Annotated in this window: 20 protein-coding genes; 8 read left to right on the forward strand and 12 right to left on the reverse strand. The window is 43.8% G+C overall.

Annotated elements, in window-relative coordinates; all coding sequences use genetic code 11:
- Positions 1 to 57: 57 nt before the first annotated feature.
- The gene (locus tag ACYFDN_RS17600; RefSeq protein ID WP_016402642.1) at positions 58 to 1,302 is read left to right on the forward strand and encodes an EAL domain-containing protein; all 1,245 of its coding nucleotides are present in this window, start codon (positions 58 to 60) and stop codon (positions 1,300 to 1,302) included.
- 27 nt (positions 1,303 to 1,329) lie between these two features.
- Here the strand turns inward: ACYFDN_RS17600 and glgC are convergent, their stop codons facing one another.
- The 6 genes from glgC to ACYFDN_RS17630 form a co-directional block, all read right to left on the reverse strand.
- Positions 1,330 to 2,583, reverse strand: a complete 1,254-nt coding sequence (glgC, locus tag ACYFDN_RS17605) for a glucose-1-phosphate adenylyltransferase (protein ID WP_016402643.1) — start codon at positions 2,581 to 2,583, stop codon at positions 1,330 to 1,332.
- A 321-nt stretch (positions 2,584 to 2,904) separates the two neighbouring features.
- A complete protein-coding gene (locus ACYFDN_RS17610; RefSeq protein WP_472588921.1) occupies positions 2,905 to 3,630 on the reverse strand; it encodes a substrate-binding periplasmic protein in 726 nt (241 codons plus the stop codon).
- Between the two features lie 108 nt (positions 3,631 to 3,738).
- Positions 3,739 to 4,281 carry an acyl-CoA thioesterase gene (locus ACYFDN_RS17615; protein WP_016402645.1) on the reverse strand — a complete coding sequence of 181 codons (543 nt, stop codon included), beginning with the start codon at positions 4,279 to 4,281 and terminating at the stop codon, positions 3,739 to 3,741.
- A 118-nt stretch (positions 4,282 to 4,399) separates the two neighbouring features.
- On the reverse strand, positions 4,400 to 4,966 hold the full coding sequence (locus ACYFDN_RS17620) for a NapC/NirT family cytochrome c (protein ID WP_483512129.1): 567 nt from the start codon (positions 4,964 to 4,966) through the stop codon (positions 4,400 to 4,402).
- 49 nt (positions 4,967 to 5,015) lie between these two features.
- A complete protein-coding gene (locus tag ACYFDN_RS17625) occupies positions 5,016 to 6,482 on the reverse strand; it encodes a multiheme c-type cytochrome (protein ID WP_152781855.1) in 1,467 nt (488 codons plus the stop codon).
- 114 nt (positions 6,483 to 6,596) lie between these two features.
- Complete coding sequence (locus ACYFDN_RS17630) at positions 6,597 to 7,022, reverse strand: NUDIX hydrolase (RefSeq protein WP_483512130.1); 426 nt, start codon at positions 7,020 to 7,022, stop codon at positions 6,597 to 6,599.
- Between the two features lie 414 nt (positions 7,023 to 7,436).
- On the opposite strand from ACYFDN_RS17630, the gene ACYFDN_RS17635 reads away from it, so the two are divergent.
- Both ACYFDN_RS17635 and ACYFDN_RS17640 read left to right on the forward strand, forming a co-directional pair.
- Positions 7,437 to 8,552, forward strand: coding sequence for a phosphoserine transaminase (locus ACYFDN_RS17635; protein WP_483512131.1), 1,116 nt, complete (start codon positions 7,437 to 7,439; stop codon positions 8,550 to 8,552).
- A gap of 81 nt (positions 8,553 to 8,633) precedes the next feature.
- Positions 8,634 to 9,812, forward strand: coding sequence for a 3-phosphoglycerate dehydrogenase family protein (locus tag ACYFDN_RS17640; RefSeq protein WP_016402651.1), 1,179 nt, complete (start codon positions 8,634 to 8,636; stop codon positions 9,810 to 9,812).
- Here ACYFDN_RS17640 and ACYFDN_RS17645 read toward each other — a convergent pair.
- Together ACYFDN_RS17645 and ACYFDN_RS17650 are read right to left on the reverse strand one after the other, a co-directional pair.
- Positions 9,809 to 10,522 carry a trimeric intracellular cation channel family protein gene (locus ACYFDN_RS17645; RefSeq protein ID WP_483512132.1) on the reverse strand — a complete coding sequence of 238 codons (714 nt, stop codon included), beginning with the start codon at positions 10,520 to 10,522 and terminating at the stop codon, positions 9,809 to 9,811. The two genes, ACYFDN_RS17640 and ACYFDN_RS17645, sit on opposite strands and share 4 nt — an antisense overlap.
- A gap of 50 nt (positions 10,523 to 10,572) precedes the next feature.
- Positions 10,573 to 11,277, reverse strand: a complete 705-nt coding sequence (locus ACYFDN_RS17650; RefSeq protein WP_016402653.1) for an autoinducer binding domain-containing protein — start codon at positions 11,275 to 11,277, stop codon at positions 10,573 to 10,575.
- Between the two features lie 154 nt (positions 11,278 to 11,431).
- Here ACYFDN_RS17650 and ACYFDN_RS17655 point away from each other — a divergent pair, with 154 nt between their 5' ends.
- A complete protein-coding gene (locus tag ACYFDN_RS17655; protein ID WP_338624754.1) occupies positions 11,432 to 11,878 on the forward strand; it encodes a DUF4902 domain-containing protein in 447 nt (148 codons plus the stop codon).
- Here ACYFDN_RS17655 and ACYFDN_RS17660 read toward each other — a convergent pair.
- Together ACYFDN_RS17660 and ACYFDN_RS17665 are read right to left on the reverse strand one after the other, a co-directional pair.
- Positions 11,875 to 12,426 (reverse strand): acyl-homoserine-lactone synthase, encoded by a 552-nt coding sequence (locus ACYFDN_RS17660; protein WP_483512134.1) that lies wholly within the window; start codon positions 12,424 to 12,426, stop codon positions 11,875 to 11,877. The two genes, ACYFDN_RS17655 and ACYFDN_RS17660, sit on opposite strands and share 4 nt — an antisense overlap.
- Before the next feature lie 207 nt (positions 12,427 to 12,633).
- Positions 12,634 to 13,080, reverse strand: coding sequence for a DUF6942 family protein (locus ACYFDN_RS17665; RefSeq protein ID WP_483512136.1), 447 nt, complete (start codon positions 13,078 to 13,080; stop codon positions 12,634 to 12,636).
- 120 nt (positions 13,081 to 13,200) lie between these two features.
- Between ACYFDN_RS17665 and olsF the strand changes: the two genes are divergently transcribed.
- A complete protein-coding gene (olsF, locus tag ACYFDN_RS17670; protein WP_483512137.1) occupies positions 13,201 to 14,946 on the forward strand; it encodes a bifunctional ornithine lipid synthase OlsF in 1,746 nt (581 codons plus the stop codon).
- 7 nt (positions 14,947 to 14,953) lie between these two features.
- Here olsF and ACYFDN_RS17675 read toward each other — a convergent pair whose 3' ends face one another.
- Positions 14,954 to 16,114, reverse strand: coding sequence for an aminotransferase-like domain-containing protein (locus ACYFDN_RS17675; protein ID WP_483512139.1), 1,161 nt, complete (start codon positions 16,112 to 16,114; stop codon positions 14,954 to 14,956).
- A gap of 135 nt (positions 16,115 to 16,249) precedes the next feature.
- Between ACYFDN_RS17675 and ACYFDN_RS17680 the strand changes: the two genes are divergently transcribed.
- The 3 genes from ACYFDN_RS17680 (at position 16,250) to ACYFDN_RS17690 (ending at position 20,169) form a co-directional block, all read left to right on the forward strand.
- Positions 16,250 to 17,143, forward strand: coding sequence for an AraC family transcriptional regulator (locus ACYFDN_RS17680; protein ID WP_483512141.1), 894 nt, complete (start codon positions 16,250 to 16,252; stop codon positions 17,141 to 17,143).
- Between the two features lie 182 nt (positions 17,144 to 17,325).
- Positions 17,326 to 19,242, forward strand: a complete 1,917-nt coding sequence (locus ACYFDN_RS17685; protein WP_483512142.1) for a methyl-accepting chemotaxis protein — start codon at positions 17,326 to 17,328, stop codon at positions 19,240 to 19,242.
- Positions 19,243 to 19,332: 90 nt separating this feature from the next.
- A complete protein-coding gene (locus ACYFDN_RS17690; protein ID WP_483512144.1) occupies positions 19,333 to 20,169 on the forward strand; it encodes a CvfB family protein in 837 nt (278 codons plus the stop codon).
- A gap of 100 nt (positions 20,170 to 20,269) precedes the next feature.
- On the opposite strand, the gene ACYFDN_RS17695 is transcribed toward ACYFDN_RS17690, so the two are convergent.
- Positions 20,270 to 20,965: a hypothetical protein gene (locus tag ACYFDN_RS17695; RefSeq protein ID WP_483512146.1), complete on the reverse strand. Its 696-nt coding sequence runs from the start codon at positions 20,963 to 20,965 to the stop codon at positions 20,270 to 20,272.
- Positions 20,966 to 20,993 lie beyond the last annotated feature (28 nt).

The raw sequence follows: 20,993 nt of genomic DNA on the forward strand, positions 1-20,993 counted from the left end.
AGCTAGTGATTAATTTTAGGCTATGTACTGGTAGTATTGATATGGACAACACAAGCGTTGACTAAGAACCCTTCAAAAGTGGTGAGCTTACATCAAGCTTTATTGGCAGCTAAGCGGACACAACTTAACCCGCTTAGCTACTTTCCACATTATCAACCGATTGTTTATTTACCCACTGGGGAAATAGCCGGTTACGAAGCTTTGGCGCGCCGAAATAATCCCGCTGGAGAGCCTACCAGCGCAGGGGAGCTGTTTGCCGATCATCAGTATTCTTTGAGCAATCGTCGCCAAGTAGACCGTTATGTTAGGCAACAAGCTTTAGAGCAGTTTGCAAAATCTCAGCAAGAGGGTTTTCTTACCTTAAACATTGTGCCCGACTGGGTCGACATGCTACCTGAAGATATTTGCACCCCCACCATTTCGATGATCGAAAAAATTGGCATTGACCCTAGCAGGGTAGTGATGGAAATCACCGAGGCCAGCGGCAATATCGATAATTTGCAGCGAGTGGTGAAAGAATACCATCAAGCTGGCTTGAAAGTGGCGATTGACGACTTTGGCGCAGGGGCTTCACAAATCGATCGAATTATCGCACTTGAACCAGACATCATTAAGTTAGATATGCGTTTGTTTAAAGACGCTACCAAAGGAGGCTTGCCCGCAGATGTGGTCTTGTCCATTTCTGAACTGGTACAGCGTGCGGGCTGTGAATTGATTTGTGAAGGCGTGGAAACTGAGCAAGAGTTTCACTTTGGTGTAGAGTGCGGAGCGCGATACATGCAGGGCTGGTTGTTTTATAAAGCTGAGAAAGAGTTTCTATCTGCTCAATCGAGCCAAGCTAAAGTTAAAACCCTATTAGCTAGTTATTTAAAGCGTAAGAGTCAGCGCTCTTTAGCAACGGTAAAACACAATGTTTCGGTAAAAACCACGGTGCTGGCACTTAAACACCAATTGCAAAATGGTGGCAATGCCTTAAGTCTTGAGCAGCAGCTAGCGAGTGTGGGCATATTGCGATACTTTTTGTGCCGTATTGATGGCACTCAAGTCTCTCCTAACTTTGAAGTGACCGGCTTAGGTATCGAAGAGGATGACAACTTTGTCGGCTTTAACTGGAGCTTTAGACCCTATTTTCACGCCTTAATCGCCTTGGATTCGGTAAAGCCACAACAACTAATTTTGTCGAAAATCTATCGAGATTCTAGCAGTAAAGAAATGTGTAAAACCTTTAGTACCTACTTAACTAAAGACTTGGTGTTGTTAGTGGATTGTAAGGTGGCAGACGATACTTTGTTGGTAGAATAAAGGGCTAGCAAGCTAGCCCCTTTTGAATCAACTTAGCATTTCACAAGAGACTAAAATAACGCCGCCGGCCGATACGGTAAAACGGCGCTTATCTTCGGCTTCATCATAGCCAATTACGGTGCCATCTGGTACGACACAGTCTTCAGCAATAATTGCCTTTCGAATCTTACATTTTTTGCCAATACTGCAGCCATTAAGCGCAATTACCTGCTCTAGCTCAGAGTGCTCTTCGACCCGCACATCTAAAGATAACAACGAGCGATGCACTTTAGCCCCCGATACTATGGTGCCTGCTGAAAGCAAAGAGTCGGTGGCATAGCCTCTGCGGTTTTCTTCATTAAATACAAACTTAGCGCCGGGGCGTTGTTTTTGATCGGTAATAATTGGCCAATCACGATCGTATAAGTCTAGCTCTGGGTTAGGGTCAACCAAGTCCATGTTTGCTGCAAAGTACTCATCAATATCACCCACATCACGCCAGTAAGCGGTACGTCCTGGGTGGCCTTTGTCAGCAAACACGTAGCCGTAAACCTTGCGGTTTTTTAGCATACTAGGAATAACATTGTGGCCAAAGTCGTGAGAGTAGCCTGGTTTTAATAAACCCTTACGCAGCTCATCGTCTAATACGTCCATGTTGAAGATGTATATGCCCATAGACACGAGCGCTTTTTCAGGGTTGTTGGGGTCAGATTTAGGGTGGTCGGGTTTTTCTTCAAAGTCGACGATTCTACCTTGATCATCCAAGCCCATTACGCCAAAAGAGGAGGCTTGAGATAAGGGTTTACGAATACAAGCTACGGTAACATCGGCATCGTTCTCTGCATGGAAGTTAATCATACGAGAGTAGTCCATTTTGTAGATATGGTCGCCACCTAGAATCAGCACCCGGTCATAATGTTCATGGTCAATGATATCGAGGTTTTGATATACCGCGTCAGCCGTTCCACGATACCAGTTTTCACCGGTTCGTTGTTGAGCTGGAATAATTGATACTCGCTCGTTTAAGGCGGGGTTAAGAATTTGCCAGCCTGACTGTAGGTGCATGATCAAATCATGCGCCATGTATTGCGTAAGCACCCCAATGTTTCGCACCCCTGAATTGATACAGTTTGATAGGGTGAAATCAATAATTCTATATTTGCCACCAAAAGAAACAGCTGGCTTGGCAACCTTGTTGGTTAACTCTTTTAAACGAGTGCCTTTTCCTCCAGCAAGAACCAAAGCAACTGAACGTCTCACTAAGCGATTACTGGAAGTGTGGGAATAGCGGTTTTCGGACATATCGAAAATTTCCTCGTGGGCGTAATAGAAAGCCTATGATAGCGTTTTCATGCTGAATGTAACTGTCATTTATGACAGTTTTGGCTTAAATCTTTTATTCGCTAAGTAAAAAAAAGATGATTTTTCTAAAAAGTGATCTTAAACGGCTAGTAGGCCTGAATAAGTGGGCATTACTACTATTTTAAAGCTGCTCAATTAGTGGGCTGTTAAATTTTTGTTATCAGTGTTGAGCCCAATTATTCTTGTAAAAACTGTCGAAAATAGCTGCTTGATATAATTTGTAACACAAAATGGCTATTTTCACTGGTTTAGCCAGTTAGTTCATTCCGAATGCTTTACTTTTTGATCGTTTAACTGCTTCAGACCTGCGTTAAATTTGTCGCGAAGCTCTGGGTCATGAAAGCCCAATAGCCGCGGTGATTCTGGAAAAATAAGGTGCTTGGTCACTGGCGCTGTAGGACGTTGCTTGGCAATAAGTTGCTGATTTAAATAGTGGAATATCCGCTTATCTAAAACAATCACATCCACTTGTCCTCGGTATAAACGCTCTAATTGGGCACTTTGGTTAGCTACCTCGGTATAGAATTTAGCTTGCTCAGTTGCTTTGGCAAAGTGTTCACCAAGGTACTTTTTGGCATTTTGAAAAGCCATTAAGCGAAACTTAGTTAAGTCATCAATGGATTGGATGTTTAGCTGACGAACAGACAGGCTAATAGCAACATTTTGATAGAAGATAACCGGTTCAGATAGGTGAGCGTGTGTGCCGTTGTTGGGGGCATTTACAATGGCGTCTACGGCATTTTGTTCTAGCATCCGTTCTGCGCGTAAATTAGAAGTGAAAATAACCTGCTTTACTTGATAGCCAGCATTGCTAAAAGCCTGCTTAATAATATCTAGCTGAATGCCAGACTGCTGATCCTTGATGATGTATGGCGGAATGGATTTGCTGGTGGCCAAGGTAATGGTTTGGGCTTGGGTGAAGCCCATGTAGCTGACAAAGAGAATTAATAAAGCAGTAAGCCAAATAGGCTTTGGGTGTTTATTCATTGGTATACCAAGTCGCCGTTCTATCTAAATTATGGCAGATAGAACGACTTTTTGATTACCCATTGGCGGATATTTTATTGCTTACAGATTTCCAGCAAAGCAAGGCATCTAGCTTAGAACCGGAGATTCTTGCTTTTTAGTCGACAGTAATTGTTTCCAGTGAGCTACCCGCATTGGTAACTCTGGTGAGGGATGGTCATGGTCCACCAACGACAGTAGCTCGCTCATTGGCACTGGCTTTTTACCTTTTAAAAATACTCCTCGCACTAAGATGGTGGCGTACAACGTATTGTTGCCAATAAAGCGGTGTTCAAAATACCAATACTTTTCATCCCAGCCTAATAGCTTGCTGTGAAGTTCCACCTTGGCCATAGGCTTAATCGGGCGAATATAAGTCACCGACTGTGCATTCACTACGCCTAACCAGCGCTTTTTAAGTGCCACCGAGCCCAGTTTGGTTTTTAACATCATATCGATGCGCCCTAAATCACCAAAGCTAAAGTAGCGAGAGTTAGTAAGGTGCATGTTGGCATCGCAATCAAAGGGTAAGGCTCGTAGCTTAATAACAAAATCTCCCGTGGGATCTAGGTGAGTTTTGGCACTAAACCAATGGCGGATAAACATGCTTAATAGGCGGAAGTAGTGATTCATAATTTACTTTGTGGTTTTTTACAAGTTTTTAACATGAGAGGTCGGATGAGTAAAGGGTAGAAAATCAAAAGTCTTCAAAGCAGTTACTTTGAAGACTTTATATTCAATAGTAAAGGTCTTATTCGATTACGATCCGCTTGTGGGTTAAGCCTTGGTGGCAGTCTACGCAGGTTTCTCCGCGGGCGGCTATTTGCTGGTGATTTAATCGCGCGCGCTGTGGTTGTTTGCTTAAATCAAAGTTGTCACCTTGGTGGCAGTGTCGGCAGTTGGCTGAGTCATTGGCTTGCATATCACGCCAAACGGTTTCAGCAAGGGCTGGCCGGTGCTCTTCGAAATTTTCCTTGGTTATGGTGCCTACCATCATGTGATAAATATCGGCGGTGGCGGCAATTTTTACCTGTAGCATTTCAAAGTATGGGTGTGGTACGTGGCAGTCGGCACAGGTGGCGGCGATGTTGCTGCCGTCGCCGTAGTGACTCGATGCCTTGTACTCTTGCACAATAGTGTCCATTTTAAGGTGGCAACTAAAACAAAACTCGTTAGTACTGGATAGTACTAAGCTGCCTTGCACAGTTGCTAAACCGAACACTAATACAAATACACCAATGGGTATCCCAACAATGAGTGGCTTTTTAAGCCAAGCCCATAGCTTTTGCCACCGAGTCTTCTGCTGGTTATTTGTCATATCAGCATCCTCTTTTAAAAGAGGGGAGCATTACTGCTCCCATCGGTGGCTATTTGCTTTCGCTTAAGTAACGGGCTTTAAAGGCCGCTTGTGCTTCTTTTCTGGCTTTTTTAACTTCTTCCGGTTCGTTGCCACTAAACCAAGCGTGTTCTGGGCGGTCTAGTATTTCGGCAAGAACAGCGCGGGCTTTTTCTGCACCCTCGGTATTGCCGTTGTGTTCGGCTTTTTCTACCACTTCTAGGAATTGTGGAACTAACTCTATGTAGAAGCGTTCTGCGACTTCATACATGCCGTGCCATTGCACGTAGTCTGGTGCTTGCATGGCAGCGCCGTGACGAGCTCTGCGTCCTTCGTGGTGCCATAAGTAGAACCAGGTCCATTCTATCTCTTCATCAAAGCCAGTTTCGGTTAGCATTTTTTCACTCTTCAACACATCCATTAAGTCTTTACCTGGACGGGCGAATTTGTCGTTGTATAAAACAACCAGTGAATCAAATTGTTGGTAGAAATTGTCGATCATCGACTTAGTATGGCAAGACTCACAGACGTTCTTCATGTCGTCGCGGCGTGCTTCCCAAGACTTAACTTCTTTACCTTGGGCCTTCGCTTTAGCATCAATTTTTTCCGAGATTGCTGGGCGCAATGTCCATGAAATGCGGTTGCCAACATCATGGGTGACAGGCAGTTCGCGAGTAGCTGACATATGACAAGTGGCACAGGTTGGCGCGGCGTCGTAATCTTCGCCAACAATCCACTTGGCCGAGTCCAGATTCATCCGATCAACGTTGGCGTAGAAGTTAATGCCGTGTTTAGACTCTTCGTAAACCTCTTTTTGAGGGTGGTCTGGACCTAGGTGACACTTACCACAGGCTTCTGGTCTGCGCGCTTGCACCATCGAGAATTCGTGACGTTGGTGACAAGCTGTACAAGCGCCAACCGAGCCATCTGGGTTAATTCGTCCAATGCCGGTGTTGGGCCACGTAGTGGGGTCTAAATCACCGTTTTCCAGCACTTTCACCTCTGAACCGTGACACTGCCAGCAGCCATTAACCGCAGCGGGAGACTGGCCATTAAAGGTGAGTGCTCCTTCCACTACCTCTGCGAGGAAGTTATCTAGTGAGCCAATGATCTGCCCAGCTTTTGCGTGGTGGCTTTTAGCGAACTCGTCAACTTCTTGAGTATGGCAATTAGCACAATCGGTAGGTGAAACAATCACCGAGATGGTGTGTCCTTCGTGAGTGATGGCGTCTTTGTCTTCAGGGTTTGCTTGGTGACATTCGTAGCACCCTACGTTGGCTCCGTAGTGTTTCGAACGGCCCCATTGTGCATAAATTGATGGGTTTTTGTCTTTGTGACATCCGGCACACTCGGCGCTTTCTTGGCTGAGCTGCTTGAATGGTTTTAGCACTAAGGCTTTGGGTTCCGCATTACTTGAAAATGACAGTATTAAACACAGCGCCGCTGCCAAGGTGAGTATTGCGGTAATAACACTAGAACTACGGGGATGGTTATCCATATTTGTACCCTCTTTTTGCTTCCTGCTAGAAGTTCTTGTTGTTCGCTTTTTGAGCAAATTAACCATAGTAAAAATATGGTTAAGAGGGTATGTTCTACATCAACTTTATGTGATTTATTTGTAAATAGGGTTGATAGTTTGTTGAGAAAGCTGTTTAAGTCCTTGCTTTACCGAGGTAAAAGCTATTTTGTCTAAAGGAAGGTTTTTTAGATTGTGCCATTGCCAGCCTGCCACATCATCTCTTGCTTGTGGTGATATTTTGTTGTCTAGCAAGTAAACAAAAAAGCTGTCGCAAGTATGATAAAGCACTTGGTTGTAGGTATATTGATTAGCAAATGAGCCAAAGTAGCTAAATTTTTCGGTGGCTAGTTCAAGCCCAAGTTCTTCATTTAGCTCTCGTTGTAAGCCCTGTTCTAAGCTTTCACCATATTCGATGAATCCACCCGGTAAGTCCCAGTAGCCTTTTTGCGGAGCAATGGCACGCTCTACCAGTAATAGTTCTCCTTTATAAATGAGTAAGGCGCCAGCGGTAGAAGCCATATTGTGAAAGTAGCTAAATTGGCATTGTTCACAAGCCCATTGTTTAACATCGACTTGCTTGAATGTAGTACTGGAGCATTGAGGGCAATAAGTAAGGGCTGGCAAGCTATGTTCGCTTTTTGAAGTTGGGACTTTGTTAAATACTACCCAGCTTTAGGTCTTAAATGAAGTCAAGGATTTGGGCCTTAGTGTTATATGGTGGATTAGTATCTCTATTTAGTTTTAAGCGTTGCTCACCTCTACATATGCTCTGCAATTATCTTGATAATTAGACTATTTACCTTTGTTTGTATTGAAGTTTTCACCAGCGTTTAAAATTGGTGTCAGGTCATTTTATGGTCTAGCTCTCTCGCATATACTGCTTTTAGATATTATTCAATTGCCTAGTTAGGCAGCTACTTACAAGGATCGTTAATGAAACCGCAGTTAAAACCCAATTGCCCAAACTTTTCATCTGGGCCTTGTGCAAAACGTCCGGGCTACGCGCTTAGCCAGCTGAACATTGATGCGCTTGGTCGCTCTCATCGCAGTAAAATTGGTAAAGCTCAACTAGGCGAAGCGATTCAACTTACCGAGCAATTATTGGAGTTACCAGAAGGTTACCGAGTGGGCATTGTTCCAGGCTCTGACACGGGAGCGATGGAAATGGTGATGTGGTCGCTTTTAGGTCCTAAGCCACTAGATATTTTTAGTTGGGAGTCGTTTGGTAAAGGGTGGTTCACCGACGTGAGCAAGCAGCTAAAGCTTGAGCAAGTTAATCACTACAGCAGCGATTACGGCCAGCTACCAGACATGAACCAAGCTAACCCTGATAATGATTGTATTTTTACTTGGAACGGCACTACATCTGGTGTAGCCGTGCCAAATGGTGATTGGATAAGTTCGCAACGCAGTGGTTTAACTATTTGTGATGCCACTTCCGCAGTATTTGCCATGCCCATGCCTTGGGAAAAGCTTGATGTTGTGACTTACAGCTGGCAAAAGGCTCTGGGCGGTGAGGGTGCTCACGGGGTGATTATTCTTAGCCCACGAGCAGTAGCACGATTAGAGAGCCACCAACCAAGCTGGCCAATGCCTAAAGTATTTCGATTAACCCAAGGAGGGAAACTCATTGAAGGTATATTCAAAGGCGAAACGATTAACACGCCGTCGATGTTATGTGTGGCGGACTATATCGACGCCCTCAAATGGGTTCAATCGTTGGGCGGAGTCTCGGCAAGCATCAGCAAATCCCAACAAAACCTCGAAGTCATAAAACAGTTTGTTGCCGACAACACATGGATCAACTTCTTGGCTAAGCAGCCTGAAACCCTATCAAATACCAGTGTTTGTTTAACTTTAGATGCTTCAGCTGATCAGGTTAAAACCATTATCGGTCTGTTAGACCAAGAGCAGGTTGCTTTTGACATAGGTGCTTATCGAGATGCTCCTGCAGGCTTGCGCATTTGGTGTGGCGCCACTGTAGAGAAAGAAGATCTAGAGCGCTTTATGCCTTGGTTAGCTTGGGCTTATAAGCAGGTGTGCCTATAAGTTTGTAAAGATTTTAATATTCTATTTTCGTGCTGCAGTTTGTCACGAAAACACCGTAATTGTTGTTTAGGGAGAAGCTGTATGCCGAATATTCGGACCATTAATAATATTCACCAACAAGGCTTGGCATGTTTTAAGGAGCGTTACCAAGTGGCTGAAGGGCAGGAGGCACCAGATGCCATTATGCTCCGCAGCGCTAATTTACATGACTACGATTTTCCAAGTGAAGTTAAAGCCTTAGCGCGTTGTGGTGCGGGGGTAAATAATATTCCCATCCAGCGTTGTAGTGAGCAGGGCATCGTTGTGTTTAATACGCCTGGCGCCAATGCCAACGCCGTAAAAGAGTTAGTCTTGGGGGGAATGCTACTAAGTGCGCGTAACATCGCCGCCGGTTTAAGCTTTATTGAAGGCTTGAGCGAAGATATGGATGCAAAAGCTTTACAGCTTAAAGTTGAAGCCGAGAAAAAAGGCTTTGTTGGCTCTGAGCTCACCGGTAAAACGCTAGGAGTAGTTGGCTTAGGTGCTATTGGTGCTGAGGTGGCTCATGCTGCTCTTGGTTTAGGCATGAAGGTGGTTGGTTTTGACCCTGCACTGAGTGTGCAAGCAGCTTGGCGCTTATCTTCAGAAGTTGAGTGTGCTGATGAGCTAAAAGATCTTTTAGCTGCGAGTGATTATGTCACTATTCATGTGCCTGCTAACAAGCATACCCAAGGCTTAATTAATAGCGATAACTTAGCATCTATCAAACAAGGTGCTGTGTTGCTCAACTTTGCACGAGGCAGCATTGTAGACGAAGATGCCTTGCTTACCGCCTTAGCCAAACAGCAGTTATCTCAATATGTTAGCGATTTTCCGAGCCTTGCTTTGCTAAAACATCCTAAGGTACTTAGTTTGCCACACCTAGGCGCAAGCACTAACGAAGCCGAGCAAAACTGCGCCGTAATGGCAGCACGCCAATTAATTGATTTCTTGGAAAATGGCAACATCCATAATTCGGTTAACTTTCCAAACATTAAGTTAAGCAGAACTGAGGGCTACCGTATTGCCTTTGCCAACGACAACGTACCCAAGGTACTAAGTAATGTATTAGCCTTGCTCTCAGACATGGATATCAACGTGATTGATATGCTGAACAAGAGTCGCAATGATATCGCTTACACCTTGATGGACATTGCAACACCAGCCACCACAGAGTTGCTAGAGGCGATTGCCAATGTAGAGCATGTATTCCATGTGAATGCTATTGGTGAACACGCTTAAGATTTATGTTGTTGTTTACGTATTTCCCGGTTTTGTAGCTTGCTAAGTGTGAAGCTGGGAAATCTTAAATCGAGTTCTATAGCCAGTACCCGTAACAGAAAAGCTGCGGCACTAGATAACAAGATATTGTAGACCTCGTTAATACCAAAATGACTTAGCACTACGTAAGATAAGCTTCCCAATAAACACGCTGTTACGTATATTTCAGGCTCAAAAATCACCAGCTTCACTTGTATCATTAAATCGCGAATTGCAGAGCCTAGAGTGGAGCTGATTACCCCCATTAAAATAGCAATAAGCGGCGCTACCTCGTAACTTAAGGCCTTGCTGGTACCCAACACTGCAAACAAGGCGATGCCCGCTGCATCCATCCACAATAAGATTCGGTCAATTTTGATTACCCAATGAGCAAAAAAATAGGTCATCACTGAAGCGACAATACACACCGTGAGGTAGTTAGGATCGGCAATCCAGAAGATTTGATCAGTTCTAAGCAATAAATCGCGAATAGTACCGCCGCCTATGCCAGTGACAATGCCAACAAACACAAAAGCAAGGATGTCTAACTCGCGCTTAGCCGCAGCCAGCGCGCCAGTAAGCGCAAAAACAAATACTGCGATTAAGCCTATTAGGTATAAGGTGGAGTGGAAATCTAAATCAAGAGTCATGCTAGTTAAGGCTGGTGAGAGACAGACTAGATTATAGTGCATATTAGCCCTGAGACTTTGATTTCTAACGTTTGAGCTGCTTTTTTTGGGGCTTAGATTAGCCCCATAAGTGCCGCTTTTACGGTAGCGGCAGTTTTATTAACCACGTCCAACTTACGCATCGCCTGGCTGATGTGAAAGTTTACTGTACGCGCGGTGATATTGAGAATGGTAGCAATTTCATCGGCAGTTTTGCCATCGGCTGTCCATTTCAACATTTCTAGCTCTCGTAAACTTAATTCTGGCATCTCAAGCTTCTCTTCGGTAATTCGAGATGCAAGACCGTGGTGAGTTACTTGGGTTAACCACAGTAATTGATAGCGATAACGCACTAGCTCGGCTGGCGTGAGCATTTCAGAAGAGCGGGCTAGGGTTAACATACCTACTGTGCCATTGGCTTGGCGAGACGATTGCGCCCAGCCATACTCAAGGCCAAAGGCGCGAGCGTCTTCCATTAGCTCTGGCGTTTGGGAGAACACTTGGTCACTCCAAACTATCGGTAGTTGGGACGTCATCCCATGGTGCACCGTAGGATCAACCGCCAAGTAGTTTTTCTCTTGGTAGGTATGTTGCCAAATGGTGGGGTAGTTATTGAGCATTTCGGTGCGAGGAGCAGACAAGGGATAAGGAACTCGCAAGCCATAAGCACAAAAGTCAAACCCTAAAGCGTTGGTGATTTTAGATAATTCTTGGAAAAAGGCCTCACTAGAGCCTTGGGTTTCCAACAAACAGAACTGTTCTTCTAACCAAGCTTCCATGACAGCTTTATCTTCTCCTAGTTATGCAAATACTGCGCATAATCATTTTTCCGTAGAATTACCAGTATAACGCAACTGTTAATGTTGACAATTGATGCTTAGACCTCACAATGCTTTCATTGAGGGGAAGCTCAAATAATTAAAAAATAAAATTATGAAAACACAGGCAAGTGTACAGAATGTAATCGAATCACATCGCTATCAGGTTGTTCCCTGCAGTGATGGTTTGGTGAGGTTGTCAATTGAGCAGCTTAATGTGCTCGCTTTTAGCCATATTATTTCTGGCTTAGACAATATTAGTAGTGAAGAATTTAATAGTGAACAGGCTATTTTCAGTGGCTATACCGAATGGCTATTTGAAAATGTGTGCGCTATCACCCTAGGGTGGGACTGGCATTGGCAATGGCATAACGGCCGGATGCAATGTCGAGTAAAAGGCCTACCACGCAGTAATATTCAGTTGCAAGAAGAGGGCTTTGATGTGAGCCCACGTCGCAATGATGAATTGTTGTTAGAGGCTATTGAAGTGATGGCTTGGCAAGCAACAACGGCGGAAGCGATAAAAAATCGCTACCGCGAATCGCCAATGGTAATGAGTTAAGCAATATCTATGTAGCAGGCAAATAGCGCGTAGCCATTCACAATTTGAGGTGGACCGGCACGGTGGTAGCGAAAACCTGCATTGCGTAGCATTCGCTCTATACCTAGCGGAGAGACAGAGATTAAGCGCTTAGCACCTTGTTTTTTTGCGCACTCAATAGAGGCGGTGAGCAAGGCTAAAGCTTCACTCGACATAAGTTGAGTTGGCGCTTGGTTATGATTATCAAAGTCTACTGCAGCAAAGCGCGAAAGTTCCCAAACGTCGTGTTGCTTGGGACAAGGAAGGCCATTTAATAGCTCTGGAAATACTTCTTCCAGTAGGTAGGGTTTGGTGGTCGGCAATAAACGAGCGCAACCGCTAATATGGTCTTGTTCGTTTTTAGCGATAACATAAACGGTGTCATCGCGATCAAATTGGTCTTGCTCTATGCCATCAGGGGTATCGAGTTCCCAGCCAAGCATTTCTACAAACACTTGATGACGGTAGTTGTTTAGGTGTTGAAATGTAGTTGGTGAAAGTTGTTCTGCAACGCCGTTAACAAAGTCCATTAGCATCTCTCCCTTAGTGATGATGCTATGAGTACAATCCAGTGCGCACTGTTTTTAAACTGTTAAACCTAACAGCTAGCTAAGGACGTAATAATCAGCTATGGCTTTGTTTTTGTTGGATTTATCAATTGAGTCTTAGTTTTTGTTCTAATATAGCTGCTTAAAAAATAAACTTATTATAATTCAGTTGACTAGCTAAATTTTTATTTAACTTTGATGAAGACGCGCCCTACATTCGCTAATCATGCTATTGGGGAATTGTCGGTAGTCTGGGTAAGGGGTAAACAAAATATTTGGCCTTAAATAAATCCATTTTTTTTGATTTATGGCACTTTTTTCTACAAGTGCCGTGTCAAATCGTTGCCAGTTAGCTTTTCCTGCCACCACGTGTATTTGCGCAGATTTGACTAAAACCTGCTTAAAATTAATTTGCTGTTTAAGCAGTAAATCTTGATGCAAATAACTTCGCCAATCTTCATCAGGTGCACAAAGCTTGGCAAAGATAGTTAGCACTTTACGCCAATTATTATTGTTGTTTTCTAGAATAGCCTGGCTTAGTTCAGCGCCCTTTAAATCTTGATGATTATTTGGCAGAGAGGGAATTTGGGTATTGAGATAGAGTACGATTTGCGGATTTTCGCTACCTAATTGCACTTAACAGTCCTTGTTATTTATCCACTTTCTACGTGTGAGAGTGTCATGCAACTGACACAAAATTGTTGCTTCTTTGTCATCTTCTGCTTCTAGCCTAACGGCGAATACAGGGAGAGAGCAATGATTTCAGCACAGCAGGTACTTAATCAACATTACCCCAGCCTAGCACAGCATCCGCGTCGTTATTCCTTGGCTAAATGGTTTTTTTCTAAAGTGTTGTTTGAAGACGAATTCCAAGCCTTTGGTGAAAAGCACCCTCACTTAAAAGGGGTGGCTTTTATCGATCAAGTATTCACCGAGCTTAATGTTAGTTATCGCGTTAGTCAGAATGAGCGAGAGCGCATTCCAAGCGAAGGACGAGTGATCATTGTAGCTAACCATCCAATAGGTTCGATAGATGGCCTTGCTTTGCTGCACTTGGTTAGTCAGGTACGTAAAGACGTTAAAATTGTTGCTAATGAAATTCTCTCCGCCATTAAGCCACTTGACGATTTATTACTGCCAGTAGACAACATGCGGGGCAATAGCCAGCGTAAGCAGCTTAATGCCATTAAAGCGCTATTAGATAAAGAGGGGGCAGTGATTATTTTTCCTGCCGGTGAGGTCTCTCGTTTAAAGGGCGTTAAGGTAAAAGACGGAAAGTGGACCAAGGGCTTTGTGAGCATAGCCAAGAAAACCAACACTCCCTTATTGCCTATTTGCGTAAAGGCTAAAAACAGCAAGTTGTTTTACTTTTGCTCTTTTGTATATAGACCTTTATCTACTTTGTTATTGGTAAAAGAGCTGTTCTTTCATCGTAATAAAGTGTTCTCGATGGTGGTGGGTGAGCAGATCCCAGTAAAGAGTTTTGGTTTAAGTGGTCTAGATCGTTCCACCCAAGCTCAGTTAATCAAAAAGCACCTTTATCGTATTGGCAGTAACAAAAAAGGCCTGTTCCAAACAGAGGCCGCGATTGCTCATCCAGAGCAGCGCCTTGCCTTAAAAAAGGCGATTAAGCAGTTAGAGAAAATAGGCGAGACGCCAGATGGAAAGCAGATTTGCATTTGTTATGGAAACTCTCAACCTTTAGTTTTGTCTGAACTTGGCCGCCTACGAGAGTTAGCCTTTCGCGCCGTAGGTGAGGGCACCGGTCGACGCACCGATACCGACAAATACGACGCAAACTATATGCATCTTATATTGTGGGACGCAGAGCAACTTGAAATTGCCGGAGCTTATCGTTTTGCCGATACTAAACGCTTAATCGAAGATAAGGGAATTGGCGCGCTATATAGCCAATCACTATTCGAATACGATGAGAAAAACTGTGACTTTTTAGCTTCAGGTATTGAGTTAGGGCGCAGCTTTGTGCAACCCAAATATTGGGGCAAACGCAGCTTGGACTACTTGTGGCTGGGTATTGGCGCATTTTTATCTCGCAATCCACATTATCGATACTTGTTTGGCCCAGTGAGCATTAGCGCCGCAATGCCAGAAGCTGGCAGAGACTTGCTGATTCACTTTTATCAAACTTACTTCCCTTCGAACAAAAGCTATGCGCGTTCGCGCCAGCCTTACCAGCTGGCCAAGCAACTAAAAAACAGCATTCATATGTCTTTCAGCGGTGATGATTATAAAGCTGATTTTGCTCAGCTAAAAAGTGCATTGGCAGCAATGGGGACCGCAGTGCCAACGCTTTATAAGCAATACACCGAGTTATGTCACGCCGGTGGGGTTCAGTTCATCGATTTCAATGTCGACCCAGAATTCAACCAGTGTATTGATGGCTTGGTATTGGTTGATTTACATCAGCTAAAAGAAAAGAAAAAAGCCCGCTATATCGACACCCACATTGGTGAAGAGTTGATGTTGGTTGAAGCGAAATAAAGGCGCTCTATTTGAAAGGCGAACACTGTTGCAGTGCCTTTTTTAAGCGGCATACTGCCTGCTCCAGCTGAGGCTCTGTTAAGGCAGTGAAGTTTAGTCTAATTGCTTGGTAGTCTGGTGTATGCTTGCTTGGCCAAAACTCATCACCCGGCACTATTGCTACCTTTTGTCTTAATGCAGCCTCTGCTAAGGACATTGCATTGTGGTGGGGGAGCCTTGCCCAGATAAACATGCCTCCTTGAGGGACATTAAATTCTAAGTTATCGCTAAGTTGCTGCTGCAAAAGCGCTGCTAAGTAGTCTCGCCGAGTTCGGTAAGTATTGGCCAACTTATCCAAGTGCTCAGCAAAAGAAGGGTGGCGAACCGTGGCTAATAGCATCAATTGCATGGGCTGAGCGGAATGTAAATCGCTTGCTTGTTTCACTTTAATTAGCGGTGCGAGTAATGCTTGTTTGGCTCTTACATAGCCTACGCGCATGCCGGGTGTGGTAATTTTTGAAAAAGAGCCGAGATGAAATGCTGCATAACTAGACAGCTCGCTTACCGTGGGAAGTGGCTCACCTTGGTAGCGAAGTTGGCGGTAAGGGGCATCTTCTATAAGTGCGACTTTATATTTGGCTAATAGGCTGGCAACGGCCTTTCGTTTGCTAAGGCTCCAACAGTGGCCGCTAGGGTTTTGAAAATCTGGCACAGCATAAAAAAGCTTTATTTTGTAGTTAGCTAGCTGTTGCTCTAGCTGGGCTAAATTGGGTCCGTCAGCTTCTGCTATCACGGTATGTATCTCGGCTTCTGCTAAATCAAAAACCTGCAAGGCGCCTAAATAACTAGGGGCTTCACACAAGACTTTATCCCCTGGGTTTAAGTAACTTCGAGCGATTAAATCCAAAGCTTGTTGTGAGCCTGTAGTAATTAATACCTCCTCCGCGGCGCTGTTATCTTTTAGTAGCCATTGGCGAAGTGCAGTTAAGCCTTCGGTGGCACCATATTGAAAGATGCTAGGTGATTGAGCCAACTCATCAGCTGCTTGCTTTAAAATATCTAGCGGAAACAATTCTGCATCGGGTAAACCGCCAGCAAGAGAGAGCATATCAGCTTGCTGAGTCACCTTTAAAATGTTGCGTATATATGATGGTTTAGTTTGTTTAACTCGTTTGCTCACCGCTAACATGGCCATTTACCTACTTAGTAAAAACTGCTGACTATCATTGCAGAAGCTGCTGTGGCAATGCTTTAGCGTTTATGTGCAATGACTTGTCCATATGTGCTATTTTGAGAAACTGACGGTGGGTCTTCAAGGTATCGAATGTCTTTAAGCACAGATGGAATGCGGGTAAATCGAATCAACGATGCCTTGTACTATATTCACCAACATATCGCGGAGCCCTTAGATGCGAGGCAATTGGCTAAAGTAGCTGCGTATTCCCCCTATCATTTTCATCGTTGTTTTAAGCAAGTGACCGGCGAAAATGTTAATGAGTATATTCGCCGTGCGCGTTTGGAGCGTTGTGCAAATTTATTAATGTTTTCACCCGGCCTCACCATACAAGAAGCATCACAATGTTGTGGTTTTTTGTCACCGGCGTCGTTTTCTCAAGCTTTTAAAAAGCACTTTGCCTGCTCACCTACACAATGGCGAAACCATGGTTATAGTAAGTTTAGTCAAGCTAATTACCAACAGCATTGGAGCGATGACTTACAACAGCGAATCCTAAATGCCAAGGTGCTACAAATGCCTGAGGTTAAGGTGCAGCGCTTGCCTGCCCAACCAGTCGCTTATGTGAGGCACCATGGCTACGGTCGTTCAATTCGCCAAGCCTATGAAAAACTACAAGTTTGGGCTGATAGTCAAGGCGTGGAGTGGCAAGTAAACAAGTTATTAGGTCTGTATCATTCTAATCCTGATATTGTTCCGGCTCCGCTCTGTCACTATGTCGCTTGTTTAGCGGTAGATGGCCCAATAATACGTCGAGGTGGTATTAGTGCCTTAACGATTCCCGAAGGCATGCATGCAACCTTACATGCCGCTGGAGAATATGGGGATTTGTTACCAATATTGCATAAATTTTATATGCAATGGCTGCCCAATAGCGGTTATCGTTTAGGGGATACGCCCGCTTATGTACGCTACTCTCGATGTCAATTTATGGATCCAAATGAACGCTTTGAGTTACAGCTTTGTATACCGATAACATTGTAGTTAAGTTGCTGTAATTGTTATTTTTCATTTATATATCAAATGCTTTGCTATTTTTAACACAGTTATCAATGTAATATTATTGTCATATTTTAGTCATAAAATCTTCGCCCAAATTAGCGCCTAATAGGCCTGTTAGGGATTGCCGCAGAGCTAGTTTTAGCCAATCTGCGAATGGAGTTTTTATGCGAGTATCACGATTCTCTAGACTATCTGCGATAGCATTATTTGCCGTAAGTGCGGTGTTAATTGCAGCCTTATATTTTTCTTTAGTTGAGTTGTCGAGCTCCAATCAGCAGCTACAAAATTATCAATCTCTTAAATCTCAATTTAATAGCCAGCTGGTGGCTAAGGTAAACAATTACTTAAATACCGGTAACGCATTAGAGCTTAGTGAAGCTGAGCGTTTGCTGCTGGAACTGGTAGAGCGCTCCAATCAGCAGCATTTGCCTGGCTTGGCTGAGCTGTTAAATCAGCTACATATTGCCTTGCAAGACCGTTATTTAGCACTGGGCAAACTCAGCGGTAATGAGCAAGGCTTGTTGATAAATGCAGAGCGTGAAATGCTTGGTTGGGCAGACAGTACCGTTGACTACGGCTTAAGCGCTCAAGCAGCCAGTTCTCGTGACTATATTCAACAAGGTACAGAACTTCTTAATGCTTTAGTTAACTTGTCGATGCAGCGAAGCCGCTATTTTGCTGACCCTAGTGCTAACAGCAAATCTGCTTACGACGATGCATTTTTGCGGGTAAACAAACATGCAAAAGCAATTGATGCTTTACCATTGCTGGGGGTGATGAGCGAAGTTGAATTTGATGAGTTTGCCTTAGGCGACCCCGAAGAAGCTGTCGATTTAGCCGAAGAGATAAAGAGCGAGTTAGTAAGTTTAACTCAGCGCTACCCAAGAGAGCTGCAATCGACTAATGCTTTAATCGAACAACGGATGGTATTACGCAGCGCATTAGCGGCCGACATTGAGTTACTTACCCAGCAAATATCTCAAGCAGAGCAGGGTGTTATTAAGCAGCGAGATGGGGTTACTCAAACAGTTAAAATCACCCTATACAGTGTTGCGGGCTTAATTTTGCTAATTGCCATCGTAATGCAAGTTGTGATGCAAAGCACCGTATTAAAACCGCTTCGTGAACTGCGAAATGGCTTTGCCTCACTGGTTGAAAACGGCAGCATCGAGCGATTAAAAGTACGCCGAAATAATACTGAGATTGGCGAAATTGCAACCTTTTTCAACCAGCTATTAGCAAAGCAAGAAGACTTAGAAGAGCTTAAAAACAAGCAGCTATCTGTGGTATCTAATTCACTCGATTCGGTGACTAAACAGGTACGTGAAGTGTACTTAACCTCAGAGCAAACCGATCACCAAGTAGCTGAATCTCAATTGCTGATGGAGCAACTGCGTTCATTAACAGAGCAGCTTAATCAGGTATCTAGTGACGTAGAGCACAATGCCAACGCTACCCAGAGCGCGATGAACGAATCGCAGCAAAATGTAGAACAGGTGATGAATGCCAGTAAGCGCACCAGTACCGCGGTCACCGAAGGGCGAGAATCCCTGGCTACCTTGGTTAAAGCGGTAACTGATGTAAGTGCAATCTTGGATGTTATTCGTAGTATTGCCGAGCAAACTAACTTGCTCGCCCTAAATGCTGCTATTGAGTCAGCCCGAGCCGGTGAACATGGCCGTGGTTTTGCCGTGGTGGCAGATGAAGTTAGAACGCTATCAATGCGCACCCAAACTTCACTAGAAGAAATAACCGGTATTTTGAATCAGCTAAAACAGTCTTCGACTAGCCTAGAGTCAAACATTGGTGGAATAGAAGAAGCCAGTGAACATCAGCAGGCTATTTCTTCTAAGCTTATGGAAACCACTCATCAGGTACGTGAGCAAGCAGAAACTTCTGCTCAAGTGGCACATCAAGCCAGTGAGTATATTCGTGAACAAAGTGAGCATGTAGGTAGCTTCACTTCCAAAATGAGCACGGTGAAAACGCAAGTAGAGTCGGCCTACAAATTAGCGACTAAAATTGAATCGGATGTAAGCCAGCAAGTCTCTACTATTGTTAACGCATTAAAGCCAGCCTAAGCCAATTAAGCCAAGTGCATCTCGGCCTTTGCATGCTATACTCGCGCATTGGCTCATACTGAGCTTATCGAATGTGAAAAGAGAGATAAAATGCTAGAAATTGGACGCCTTAATCAACTAGCCGTGATTGAAATGGCTGACTTAGGTGCCTACCTAGAAGGTGGCGAGTTCGGTGATATTTTGCTTCCAAGCAAAGAGCTGCCTGCTGATTTAAGCATTGGTCAGCAAATAGAGGTATTTGTTTACCGAGATAGCCAAGGTAACCTATTAGCGACCTTACAGAAGCCTTTGGTGCAAGTAGGCGAATGCGCTAACTTGCAGGTGAAGGACATTAACGATGTTGGCATCTTCCTCGATTGGGGCCTAGACAAAGATTTATTTTTGCCTTTCGGTGAGCAACAGCAGCCAATGGAAGTTGATCGTCATTACGTAGTGTATGTCTACTTAGACAATGAGCAACGCATTACCGCCAGCAATAAGCTTGATCGTTACATCGATAAGTCAGACCACAAGTATAAGCGTGGCGACAAAGTTGAGTTATTGGTTGCTGGGCGTACCGAGCTAGGTTACAAAGCCGTGGTAAATAACAAGCACTGGGGCGTACTGTATTACGATCAAGTGTTTAAGCGTATTCGCGCGGGTTATGCTGGTACTGGTTATATTCAAAAAGTACGAGAAGACCAAAAGCTAGACGTAAGTTTAGAGCCCATTGGCATACAAAAAGCCATTGATATTGGCGACACCATTTTAGCTAAGCTTCGCGAAGAGCAAGGCTACCTGGCTTTGAGTGATAAAAGTACCCCGCAAGCCATTTCAGCTATTTTTGGTGTAAGTAAAGGTACCTTTAAAAAAGCGATTGGTAAGCTTTATAAAGAAGGTTTAATCACCATTAGTAAAACTGGCATAGTGTTAAACGACAAAGAATAGTGAACGTTTTTTATTAGCCAGATTAGCCCGCAACTTAGCGGGCTTTTTTGTCGCTGGCATATAGCGTTGAGTGACCGTAATTGTTATACGAAGATGGGTTTTACTTGGGCTCCATGCTAGGCAATGGCTCCTCGTTAGAGATTGTTAAATTGTCTAAATTAATTGTTGCTGAATAAGCGATATTGTCGCGTTGAAATACGATGATTACAGAGTCCTTGCCGACAGTTTTGTACCCATTTACAAAGTCGATATCTTTTAGTAATTCAAGGTATTCTTGGCCATTTGGCTTCGATATAGCCACTGTTTTTAGATCAGATGATGTTAACGAATTATTGTTATTAGTGTCCGACTTAACCACGTAATAAAGAATGGCTTTAGTTTCTTTGGTTTGCTCTGAATAAGAGGTACTTGGTAACTGATGAATGCTTGTAATTAAGTAGTCATTTTTATCAAATAACCAATACTTACTATTTGTTTCCACATTAATGAAGAGGTAGTTTCTGGTTGACGATGCCGACTTGCTGTATGACGCTGTGCTTATATTTTGCTCTGAATAGAGTGGGACCATTATTACGCTAGATCCATTAATGCTTATTAGATTTCCTAGCCGCCACTTTTCTTTATCTTCCTGTGTTTCTTCAATATTAACAATGTTTCTTACGTTTCTATCACGTGTAATGTCTTGGTAGATTGTAATGGCAGCGAATAGGCTTAGCGCTAGACCTACAATTCCAACTAACATAATTACAATGGCATTAAATCGCCATATTTTTTTGAAGAGTTTGCTTTCTTCCATCTTCATTCCTAAGTGAGCTTGCGTCTTT

The sequence above is a fragment of the Agarivorans sp. D1326 genome (assembly GCF_056958115.1).

Coding starts and splice junctions, on each gene's coding strand:
- ACYFDN_RS17655 (WP_338624754.1), top strand. CDS start 11,432: ATGAAAACACAGGCAAGTGTACAGAATGTAATCGAATCACATCGCTAT.
- ACYFDN_RS17625 (WP_152781855.1), bottom strand. CDS start 6,482: ATGGATAACCATCCCCGTAGTTCTAGTGTTATTACCGCAATACTCACC.
- olsF (WP_483512137.1), top strand. CDS start 13,201: ATGATTTCAGCACAGCAGGTACTTAATCAACATTACCCCAGCCTAGCA.
- ACYFDN_RS17660 (WP_483512134.1), bottom strand. CDS start 12,426: ATGGACTTTGTTAACGGCGTTGCAGAACAACTTTCACCAACTACATTT.
- ACYFDN_RS17685 (WP_483512142.1), top strand. CDS start 17,326: ATGCGAGTATCACGATTCTCTAGACTATCTGCGATAGCATTATTTGCC.
- glgC (WP_016402643.1), bottom strand. CDS start 2,583: ATGTCCGAAAACCGCTATTCCCACACTTCCAGTAATCGCTTAGTGAGA.
- ACYFDN_RS17620 (WP_483512129.1), bottom strand. CDS start 4,966: ATGACAAATAACCAGCAGAAGACTCGGTGGCAAAAGCTATGGGCTTGG.
- ACYFDN_RS17635 (WP_483512131.1), top strand. CDS start 7,437: ATGAAACCGCAGTTAAAACCCAATTGCCCAAACTTTTCATCTGGGCCT.
- ACYFDN_RS17695 (WP_483512146.1), bottom strand. CDS start 20,965: ATGGAAGAAAGCAAACTCTTCAAAAAAATATGGCGATTTAATGCCATT.
- ACYFDN_RS17630 (WP_483512130.1), bottom strand. CDS start 7,022: ATGGCTTCTACCGCTGGCGCCTTACTCATTTATAAAGGAGAACTATTA.
- ACYFDN_RS17650 (WP_016402653.1), bottom strand. CDS start 11,277: ATGGAAGCTTGGTTAGAAGAACAGTTCTGTTTGTTGGAAACCCAAGGC.
- ACYFDN_RS17680 (WP_483512141.1), top strand. CDS start 16,250: ATGTCTTTAAGCACAGATGGAATGCGGGTAAATCGAATCAACGATGCC.
- ACYFDN_RS17645 (WP_483512132.1), bottom strand. CDS start 10,522: ATGCACTATAATCTAGTCTGTCTCTCACCAGCCTTAACTAGCATGACT.
- ACYFDN_RS17615 (WP_016402645.1), bottom strand. CDS start 4,281: ATGAATCACTACTTCCGCCTATTAAGCATGTTTATCCGCCATTGGTTT.
- ACYFDN_RS17690 (WP_483512144.1), top strand. CDS start 19,333: ATGCTAGAAATTGGACGCCTTAATCAACTAGCCGTGATTGAAATGGCT.
- ACYFDN_RS17640 (WP_016402651.1), top strand. CDS start 8,634: ATGCCGAATATTCGGACCATTAATAATATTCACCAACAAGGCTTGGCA.
- ACYFDN_RS17675 (WP_483512139.1), bottom strand. CDS start 16,114: ATGTTAGCGGTGAGCAAACGAGTTAAACAAACTAAACCATCATATATA.
- ACYFDN_RS17610 (WP_472588921.1), bottom strand. CDS start 3,630: ATGAATAAACACCCAAAGCCTATTTGGCTTACTGCTTTATTAATTCTC.